This window comes from Limnospira sp. PMC 1279.21 (genome assembly GCF_032349615.1).
GTDB classification, from domain to species: Bacteria; Cyanobacteriota; Cyanobacteriia; order Cyanobacteriales; family Microcoleaceae; genus Limnospira; species Limnospira fusiformis.
The window spans coordinates 12,800-21,824 of the sequence record NZ_JARPLU010000084.1 but is presented as its reverse complement, the minus strand read 5'-3'; the positions used below and the strand labels follow the sequence as shown (position 1 = coordinate 21,824).

Annotated in this window: 5 protein-coding genes and 1 pseudogene; 4 read left to right on the top strand and 2 right to left on the bottom strand. The window is 43.7% G+C overall.

Translation table 11 applies throughout. The features are described 5' to 3' along the window. Positions 1-204: pseudogene (locus P5683_RS13880) on the bottom strand (MerR family DNA-binding transcriptional regulator); the annotation flags it as partial. A 565-nt stretch (positions 205-769) separates the two neighbouring features. On the opposite strand from P5683_RS13880, the gene P5683_RS13875 reads away from it, so the two are divergent. The 3 genes from P5683_RS13875 to P5683_RS13865 are packed head-to-tail and all read left to right on the top strand — an operon-like array spanning position 770 to position 4,928. Next, positions 770-2,791 carry a patatin-like phospholipase family protein gene (locus P5683_RS13875; RefSeq protein ID WP_315640185.1) on the top strand — a complete coding sequence of 674 codons (2,022 nt, stop codon included), beginning with the start codon at positions 770-772 and terminating at the stop codon, positions 2,789-2,791. Between the two features lie 35 nt (positions 2,792-2,826). Next, a complete protein-coding gene (locus P5683_RS13870; RefSeq protein WP_315640187.1) occupies positions 2,827-3,840 on the top strand; it encodes a hypothetical protein in 1,014 nt (337 codons plus the stop codon). Positions 3,841-3,878: 38 nt separating this feature from the next. Then, a complete protein-coding gene (locus P5683_RS13865; protein WP_006621803.1) occupies positions 3,879-4,928 on the top strand; it encodes a patatin-like phospholipase family protein in 1,050 nt (349 codons plus the stop codon). Positions 4,929-5,127: 199 nt separating this feature from the next. Here the strand turns inward: P5683_RS13865 and ftsH are convergent, their stop codons facing one another. Next, positions 5,128-7,038, bottom strand: a complete 1,911-nt coding sequence (gene ftsH, locus P5683_RS13860; protein ID WP_196797698.1) for an ATP-dependent zinc metalloprotease FtsH — start codon at positions 7,036-7,038, stop codon at positions 5,128-5,130. Between the two features lie 249 nt (positions 7,039-7,287). Here ftsH and P5683_RS13855 point away from each other — a divergent pair, with 249 nt between their 5' ends. Further along, complete coding sequence (locus P5683_RS13855; RefSeq protein ID WP_006621806.1) at positions 7,288-8,757, top strand: alpha-amylase; 1,470 nt, start codon at positions 7,288-7,290, stop codon at positions 8,755-8,757. Positions 8,758-9,025 lie beyond the last annotated feature (268 nt).

Below are 9,025 nucleotides of genomic sequence, written 5' to 3'. Positions count from 1 at the left end.
GCGGCTACTAACTCTGGCATAGATAACGACTTTGCGTTTGTCACTGCCTGATATGGCAGCAGTATATCACTCAACGTTGTATCGTCGTTGCCCAGCGGGGGTTCTGATGGTCTCGATTGAGCCATTTTCGTCCCATCTGCGGAGTGTTCTTTCATGGACTCCAAGGATTTGGGCCGCTTCCTTGGGTTTGACATATCTGGCAATAGGTTTATCCTCAACCCTTCTCGCTTATTATACCGTATTGCCGTAAAATGTTAACCTAATTTGAGATTAAATCATGCTCTTCGTGTGAAGCTGTAATTTTGGCTTCTCCTGTTCTGGCGTTCCCTCAAACATGAAACTGAGAACAAAAAAGGCTACCCAGATTTTAGCTTCTTCTTTGGTAATTGTAAATCGAACTGGGCTTTTTATCCACAACAAAACCGATTAATTTTATGGGTCATTCGTTTGGGGGAAATGTTAAAATTTTATAAAGGTTTTGTCAGGGGGTTGAGTCCTTTGGAGAAATTCTATAAAATAATAAGGTACAGCCCCAAAAAAATTCACCTATAAAATTGGGAGGTTTACCCGTTTAGCATCAACTACATAGCGCGATACAAAGGATTCAAAAAATACGGGCGTTGGCGTTCAAACAACCGCAAACGTTAGCTTTGGGCTGTATTGTGGTGAAGTGATCATCATGATGAGAAAAGAGAGTTGATGTGACCGAAACCAATTCAAACTGGAGGTTGACTAAAGAATTATTCACCCATTACTAGGAAGCGAAAAAATGAAGAAGCGGAAAAAAGGTAAAATTGCGATCGCCTGTCAAGGAGGGGGAAGCCACGCGGCATTTACGGCGGGAGTTTTAAAGAGATTTCTGCAAAGTGATGTATGCGATCGCTATGAAATTGTGAGTTTAAGCGGCACCTCTGGCGGCGGTTTATGTAGTCTACTAGCTTGGTATGGTTTAGTCAAAAATCAACAGGAAACGGCGAGAGAACCCTATCACCAATTAATTGATTTTTGGGAAGATAACTCAGCCAACCATCTTTGGGAACAATACCTAAATTATTTAACGGTTCAATCCTGTAGATTTTACGATAAGGGGATTATTCCTAGCTACATTTCTAATCCCTATACCTGGGGAGGAGTTCAGGAATTTTGGCAATCTGTCACGCCGAGACGAGAATATTTAGACCTGAAGAAACTGCTGGAAAAGCACATCAATTTTTCGCAACTTCCTAGGCTGATTAATAGTAGCAGTCCCCGATTATTTCTAGGTGCGGTTAATGTGATATCTGGGGAATCAAAAATCTTTGACTCTCGCCAAAACGAAATTGAAATTGATGCCATTCTCGCCTCGGCGGCTATTCCCACCCTATTCAAAGCTGTGGAAATTGGGGATGCTGCTTATTGGGATAGTTTATTTGCAGAAAATCCGCCAATTTTATCCCTAGTAGATGAACAAATTATTCCCCCGGAACAATGGCCGGATGAATTATGGGTTATACAGGTCAACCCTCGCGCCTGTGACAGTATACCTAGGACTACGCCAGAGATTTTAGATCGGCGAAATCAACTATCAGGGAATCTTTCTCTGTATCAAAGTTTAGAGTTGATCGAAAAAACTAATCGCTGGTTACAAAAGGGGTTTTTAAATGGAGATCTAGCGGGAATTAGTCCGGTGCAAGTTCGCCAGTTAGAAATTAAGCGATCGCATTTAGAAGGATTAGACTATGCCTCTAAATTTGACCGGCATCCTAGTTTAATTAACCACCTGATATCGGTGGGATTTGCACAGGCTGATTCTTTCGTAGAACCCTTGTTAAATGCCAGAGATTTAGAGGATATACTTTACCCAGAAAGTCGGGTTAATATCAATTCAGATATTCCCGAATCTGACCCAGCGATTTTATGGCAAATTGGCACATCTTCCAAACGGCTAAAGGTTTCTCCCCAAGGTGTCTGGACTCCCGAATATAACTATTATATCGGTAGTGATGCTGACCCGATTAAATACCCTAGCTTACCGACAATTATAACTGCTCCTGATGCGGAAAAACCGCCGGGAGTGGCATCAACAGATTGCCTGAATATTCACTTCCGCCTGTATAGGGATTATCAGGAAGGGGAATTAACTTTATCTTACCACCGCGATGGTTTGGGAGAGGATTGGTTATTCCTAGATGGTATCCTATTAATCCGCATTTGGGGTGCAGGAGAAAATCAGAAACGTCAAACTGAACTACAACTTGGCAGCCTGAGTGAAGGTGAACATACGATAACTTTAACTACTGCTAAAGGTAAGGGTAAGCATCGTATTTATGAGTTCAAATTGGCGGCGGGTGTCTCATCGGCAACTGTGTCAGAAACTCCTGTATCTTTGGGGGGTGAAACTTCCCAGAAGACGGTAACCAGTCAGCCATTGCTGGCGGAACTTCCCGACAGTTTAGATGGTTTAAATTTTGCCGTCACTACTTCCGAGGATAGGTCAAAATTGTGCCTGGAAGTAACCAATAGTTATCTGAATGCAGATGTTCTGGATTTTCGGGTAGTTGCAGCGGAGGTAATTAGTTCGCCAGGTGAAAGTGTGCAAGTTTTGGAAGAGGGAGAATTTCTCTCTCTGGGAAACCTACCCGCTAAGGATAGTGAACCATCTAAGCTGACGGGAGAAATTATCCTAGATGCTGAAGATGAACCGGCTAAAATAGAAACGGTGAAAATACAATACTCTGGTCGGGTTTCGGTGAGTGGTCGAGGTCGCGATCGCTTAAAGTTTACGGTAAATAAGGGAGATGATTTACCCTAAAATACCTGAAAAAATACCTCCAAGAGGATGACGATATGAGTCAGACAAATACAATCAATAAAGTTGACCTGGTGGTAATTATCGATACCAGTTCCCCACTGCGTGATGATGCTGATACTATCAGTAAGGTGGCGGAAGACGTGATCGAAAATGTCAGGGAAAGCTATCCCTGTGATTTGCAGATTACCTGGTTGGGAATAGAGGGAATTTGGCACGGAACCCCCTTTAGTCGTACCCTGCGTAATTATTTAATTAATGGTGGGGTAAATGAGTCCGAATTGACTGGGTTAAAGGTTACCCGTAGTAATGGAAGGAATGACCCGGCGCGGCGGGATGGCGCGGGAGCGATCGCCGATGTATGTAATCACTTTGACTGGCGTTTAGGCGCAAATAGGGCGATTTTTTATCTGGGAGAATTGGGGATTTCATCGGATAATGAATCACTAAATTTAGACCAGTGGGAAAAAGCGATCGCCGCCGCTAAGTCTGCCGTGGTGACAGTTCATAGTTATCGACAATCTTCGGGAGATGATGTAGCCATCAGCACACAAACGGGGGGATTATCATTTAGTCATCCCCTAGATAATCAGGGTTGGTCGTCGGCTTTATTATCGGTCGTAGCGGCGAGTTTTACGCCAGAATCTTACCTAGAAATAGATAAGTATGCTCCCTCTTTTGAGTTGATTTGTTCTCAACCTAGCCTAGGTGCAAATCAGGTGGAAACTGTGGCGATCGCTGTTACCAATAAGTACAGTAACATCACCTTTCGGGATGTGACCGTGTTCTTGTCCGCCGTCACCATTGATGAACGGACTCCTGTACCCAATTTACCTGACGAAATTCCCCCCATTCTCTTACAGCCAAATACCCCGATTTATTTTGGCGATATCAACCCCTATAACCCAGATATTGAACCTGTCCCCACCACCACTATTCGCCCTATTCAGATTGAAACCAGAGGCTCTGTAAGTGGGGAGTTTTGGCTAAATATTGACTACAGTTATTCCGCCGAATTTTCGGTCAAAAAACAGGAAAAAATTGTAGTGTAAAATCGACCAGCTTTTTGTAATTAATTGTAATGTGTATTATGAGCAAAAAAAATATTGCGATCGCTTGTCAAGGTGGCGGTAGTCATACAGCTTTTACTGCTGGTGTTCTCCATGACTTACTACTAGAGGGAGTTCACGAAGAATACAATATTACCGAATTAAGCGGCACTTCTGGCGGCGCGATCTGCGCTACCGCAGTTTGGTATGGTTTACTCAAATATGCAGCCGGTTCAAAAGAACCCCCCTATAAATGGTTAGTCAAAATTTGGGAAGATAACTCTACTCAAAGTGTCTGGGAAAAAAGTTTAAATAACTTTGTCATTAACACAGTCCACTTGCAGGATTCTGGCATAATTCCCAGCTATCCCCCCAATCCTTATGCTAATCAATGGATTGTGGATTTTCTCACCATGATATCTCCCCGCAAAGAGTATATTAACCTGCGAGAACTCCTAGAAAATCACATTGATTTTGATGAAATTAAAACCCTAGTGAATTCATCGAGTCCCACCCTATTGTTAGGTGCAGTCAATATTCTATCTGGTGATTTTAAAGCCTTTGATTCTCGCAAAGGGGAAATTATCGTAGAAGCCGTGATGGCTTCTGCTGCTATTCCTAATGTATTCCCAGCCGTTCATATTGGTCAAGATGCTTACTGGGATGGTCTATTTTCTAAAAATCCCCCAGTTACCGAATTTTTGACAGAAAATATGGTCAGAAGACCTGACGAGATTTGGATTATTCAAATTAACCCTAAAACCCGTGGTTCTGAACCCAAAACCGCCCAAGATATCCTAGACCGACGCAATGAATTAGCCGGGAATCTGTCCCTGTATCAAGAAGTTAATTTCATTGAGTTAGTTAACAAGTGGATTCGGGCGGGAATTTTTGAGGGGACACCATTAGCTGATGAAATTAAACCCATTGATATTCGCTGGATCAGTATGAGTCATGACCTAGCCGAAGAACTTGATTATTCTTCTAAACTCAACCGGGATGATGCTTTCATTCAGAAATTGATGAGTAATGGTCGCCAGCAAGCCGGACAGTTTTTGCGGATTCTGCGGGGTGTTCCACAACCAGCATAGAATCAGCACAAAAAATGATTAAGGGCTGGTGGGGAAGGGGATAGACTCCCCCCCTACCGCCCCCTAACAACTGTTTGGTAGTTGATACAGCCTGTTCAGAAATCATCTGATCACCTCTCAAAGTCCCTCTCCATCTCTGGGATCCAGATTCAGGGTGAGGGCAATGTATTCAGCGACTGGTGAACAAGCTGTATGTAGCTTATTTGTTTAGAATAATCGCCATTTGCTTTTCAGGAAGAGGAGTATATTCCGAGACTAGGCGGCGGAACTCGTCCCCCTCAATGGTTTCCTTTTCTAGGAGAACTTCTACCAACTGGTCTAGCAAAACTCGGTGTTGACGGATAAGGCGGCAGGCTTGATCATAACAGCGAAAGGCGATCGCTCTAATTTGATGATCAATCTTAGTCGCCACTTCCTCAGAATATTCCGATTGACTAGGAAAGCCTCGCCCCAAGAATACCTGTTCTCCGGGACTTTCCAAAGCCACCAATCCCAAATCAGACATCCCGTAACGAGTCACCATTTCCCGCGCCAAATTACTGACCATCTGAATATCATTACTAGCGCCAATAGTCACCTCTGCTTCACCAAATACTTCCTGTTCAGCAGCCCTTCCCCCCAAAGCAATAGTAATTTGATCAATCAACCAAGCGCGGGTATACAGACCACTATCAACCATATCCTCATTAAACATCTGTTGAGCAAAACCGCCAATTCCTCCAGACCGGGGAATAATTGTCACCTTATTAAGAGGATCAGAATTTTTCAACAGAGTCATCAGCAAAGCGTGTCCCACCTCATGATAAGCAATCAGTCGCTTTTTCTTGCTGTCGAGAAGGGGAGTTAAAGCCAAACCAATAGTAATGCGGTCAATAGCATCATCAATTTCTAAGAGGGTAATCGCTTCCTTGCGTCGTCTAGCCGTTAAAATCGCCGCTTCATTAAGTAAATTAGCCAGATCCGCCCCTGCTAATCCTGGTGTTCTGCGGGCGATCGCCTCTAGGGAAACATCATCAGCCAGCTTTTTATTGCGCGCATGAACCTGTAAAATCCCTAAACGGCCATTGTAACCAGGTAAATCAACAATCACCTGTCGGTCAAACCGTCCCGGACGCAATAGGGCTGTATCCAACACATCAGGGCGATTAGTGGCTGCAATCACAATAATTCCCGGATTACCCTCAAATCCATCCATTTCCGTCAGTAATTGGTTAAGGGTCTGTTCCCGTTCATCATTACCGCCGCCAATTCCCGCCCCCCGTTGGCGACCGACAGCATCAATTTCATCAATAAAAATCAGACAGGGGGAATTATCCTTAGCCTTTTTAAAAAGATCCCGCACCCGGGATGCACCGACCCCCACAAACATCTCCACAAATTCCGAACCAGAAATGCTGAAAAACGGAACCCCCGCTTCCCCCGCTACAGCCTTAGCTAACAGGGTTTTCCCAGTTCCCGGAGGTCCCACCAATAGCACCCCCCTAGGAATTTTCGCACCAATGGCGGTAAACTTTTCCGGGGATTTTAGGAATGTGACCACCTCTTGCAATTCTTCCTTAGCTTCTTCAATACCAGCCACATCATCAAACAGAATCCCGGTTTTCGCTTCCATTTGGAACCTAGCCTTAGATTTACCAAAATTCATCGCATTTCCCGAAGACTGGGAAGACCGCCGCAGAATCATCAGCAGAAATGCTAAGACCGCCACAATCACCAAAACATTGACCACTAAACCCATAGCCACGCTATTGTCTGCCGAAGGTCTTACCTCATAGTCTACCGGGTTTGCCCGCAGCGCGGCCATCAGTTCCGGGTTATGGTCAAATAGTGCCACATACCTAATCTGTTGTCCGTTGGCTTCGTCTGTGAATGTGACTTTAGCAAGTTGTCGTGATGGGTCTTCTTGAATTCTGATGACCTGTCCCGCTTCGATTTTCTGCAACAAGTCTGTATAACTCATCGACCCAGAATCACGATTAGCCAAAGCTGGAGTCCCCAAAAGGATACTTTGGGAAATCACCCAACCTCCCAAAATCCGCCACAAATGCTTTTTGGACATGGCTGATGATTTAACTGGTTGTCCCAATCTGTTGATCCAGGAACTTTTCATATTCACATTTACCTTTGCTGTTGCTGTATCTTTGAATCTAACCATTACTGTATAGTTTAGCCTGAGATTATGTTAGCTGCCCCCCACCTCAGCCATGATTAGGGGGAAAGTCATCGGGTTGGAGGTTGTTCTCTCCCCTGTCCTCACACCAGCCGGCAACTTGGGGCTTTGTCTGGTATTCTTATCGGTTTCGGAAAACCATCCTATAATTGAAATATATTTTTTGGGACTCAGACAGGAGAAATTTAGATGATTAATGGCGTAATCATGCAATACTTCCATTGGTACATCGATCCCGATTTGATTTTATGGAATCAACTTAAAGAAAACGCCCAAGAATTAGTCGATGCTGGTATTACCGCCCTCTGGCTTCCCCCAGCTTATAAAGGGAAGAAAGGTAAATCTGATGTGGGCTATGGTGTTTATGATTTGTATGATCTGGGGGAGTTTGATCAACAGGGAACTGTCAGAACCAAATATGGCAATCATCAACAGTATTTAGATGCTATTCATGCCGCCCAAAGTGCCGGGATTCAGGTTTACGCTGATGTGGTGGTTAATCATCGCATGGGGGCTGATGAAACTGAGGTGGTTAAAGCTACTCCTTTTGCTATGAATAATCGGATTCATCCGATTGGGGAAATGCGAGAGATTAAAGCCTATACTCATTTTACTTTTCCCGGTCGTCAAGGCAAACATTCTGATTTTCAATGGCATTGGTGGCATTTTGATGCGGTTGATTATGATGATTTTACTAAAGATTCCTCGAATATTTATCTTTTGGAAGGTAAGGTTTTTGATGATTATGTGTCGTTGGAAAAGGGGAATTTTAACTATTTAATGGGTTGTGATCTCGATTTCCAAAGTCGAGAAGTTAGGGACGAAATCACTAACTGGGCTAAATGGTATCTTGATACTACGGGGGTTAATGGTTTCCGCCTTGATGCCATTAAACATATTTCGGCTTGGTTCTTCCCAGAATGGATAGAAACCCTAGAAAATCACGTCGGTAAAGACTTGTTTATGGTAGGGAAATATTGGTATAATGACATTGATACTCTACATTGGTATGTAGATACGGTGGGGGGTCGAATGTCTGTGTTTGATGTTCCCCTACACTATAAGTTTTATTATGCCAGTAAGTCGGGGGGTAACTTCGACATGAGAACTATTCTCGATCGCACTTTTATACAGGAACGCCCCATTAATGCGGTCACCTTTGTAGAAAATCATGATTCTCAACCTTTACAAGCCTTAGAAGCACCCGTTGAACCTTGGTTTAAACCGTTGGCTTATGCGATTATTCTGCTGCGACGAGAAGGTTATCCCTGTATTTTCTATGCTGACTATTATGGCGCAGAATACGAAGATTATGGCAAAGATGGTAACAGTTATAAAATTGTTTTACCCTCCCACCGTTGGATAATTGATAAGTTATTATATGCGCGACATCATTACTCCTACGGGGAACAATACGATTACTTCGACAACTACAATGTCATCGGTTGGACTCGTTTAGGTGATGAAGAACACCCCCAAGGTATGGCTGTGATTATGAGTGATAACATTCCTGGTCAAAAATGGATGGAAGTTGGTAAACCTAATGCTAAGTTTATTGACCTGACAGAACACATCAAAGAACCTGTTTATACCAATGAATGGGGATGGGGTCACTTTTCCTGTGACGGGGGTTCTGTATCTGTTTGGGTACAGGAATAAAAATCACTGATTTCTGATGACTTAAATTAACTGGAAAACCGCCGCCAGGATATTTGGTCACCCTCCATATAGTCCTGGCGGATGCTACAATCAGATGATGGGTTAAAAGGTTTCCCAGTCGATTGCTGCTACTGCTACAGGTGCTGGGGGGGAAGCTGGAACTGGTGAGACTTGAACCGCATGATTTGTCAATTCCTGTGGCTTTTCTTGTAGTTGCGATCGCAATTGCTCCAATTCCTCTTGAGTCTGTTGTTGTTTACTGTGGGAG

Excerpts from the sequence above, each read along its gene's own strand:
- P5683_RS13875 (WP_315640185.1), top strand. The coding sequence starts at position 770 with ATGAAGAAGCGGAAAAAAGGTAAAATTGCGATCGCCTGTCAAGGAGGG.
- P5683_RS13870 (WP_315640187.1), top strand. The coding sequence starts at position 2,827 with ATGAGTCAGACAAATACAATCAATAAAGTTGACCTGGTGGTAATTATC.
- P5683_RS13865 (WP_006621803.1), top strand. The coding sequence starts at position 3,879 with ATGAGCAAAAAAAATATTGCGATCGCTTGTCAAGGTGGCGGTAGTCAT.
- ftsH (WP_196797698.1), bottom strand. The coding sequence starts at position 7,038 with ATGAAAAGTTCCTGGATCAACAGATTGGGACAACCAGTTAAATCATCA.
- P5683_RS13855 (WP_006621806.1), top strand. The coding sequence starts at position 7,288 with ATGATTAATGGCGTAATCATGCAATACTTCCATTGGTACATCGATCCC.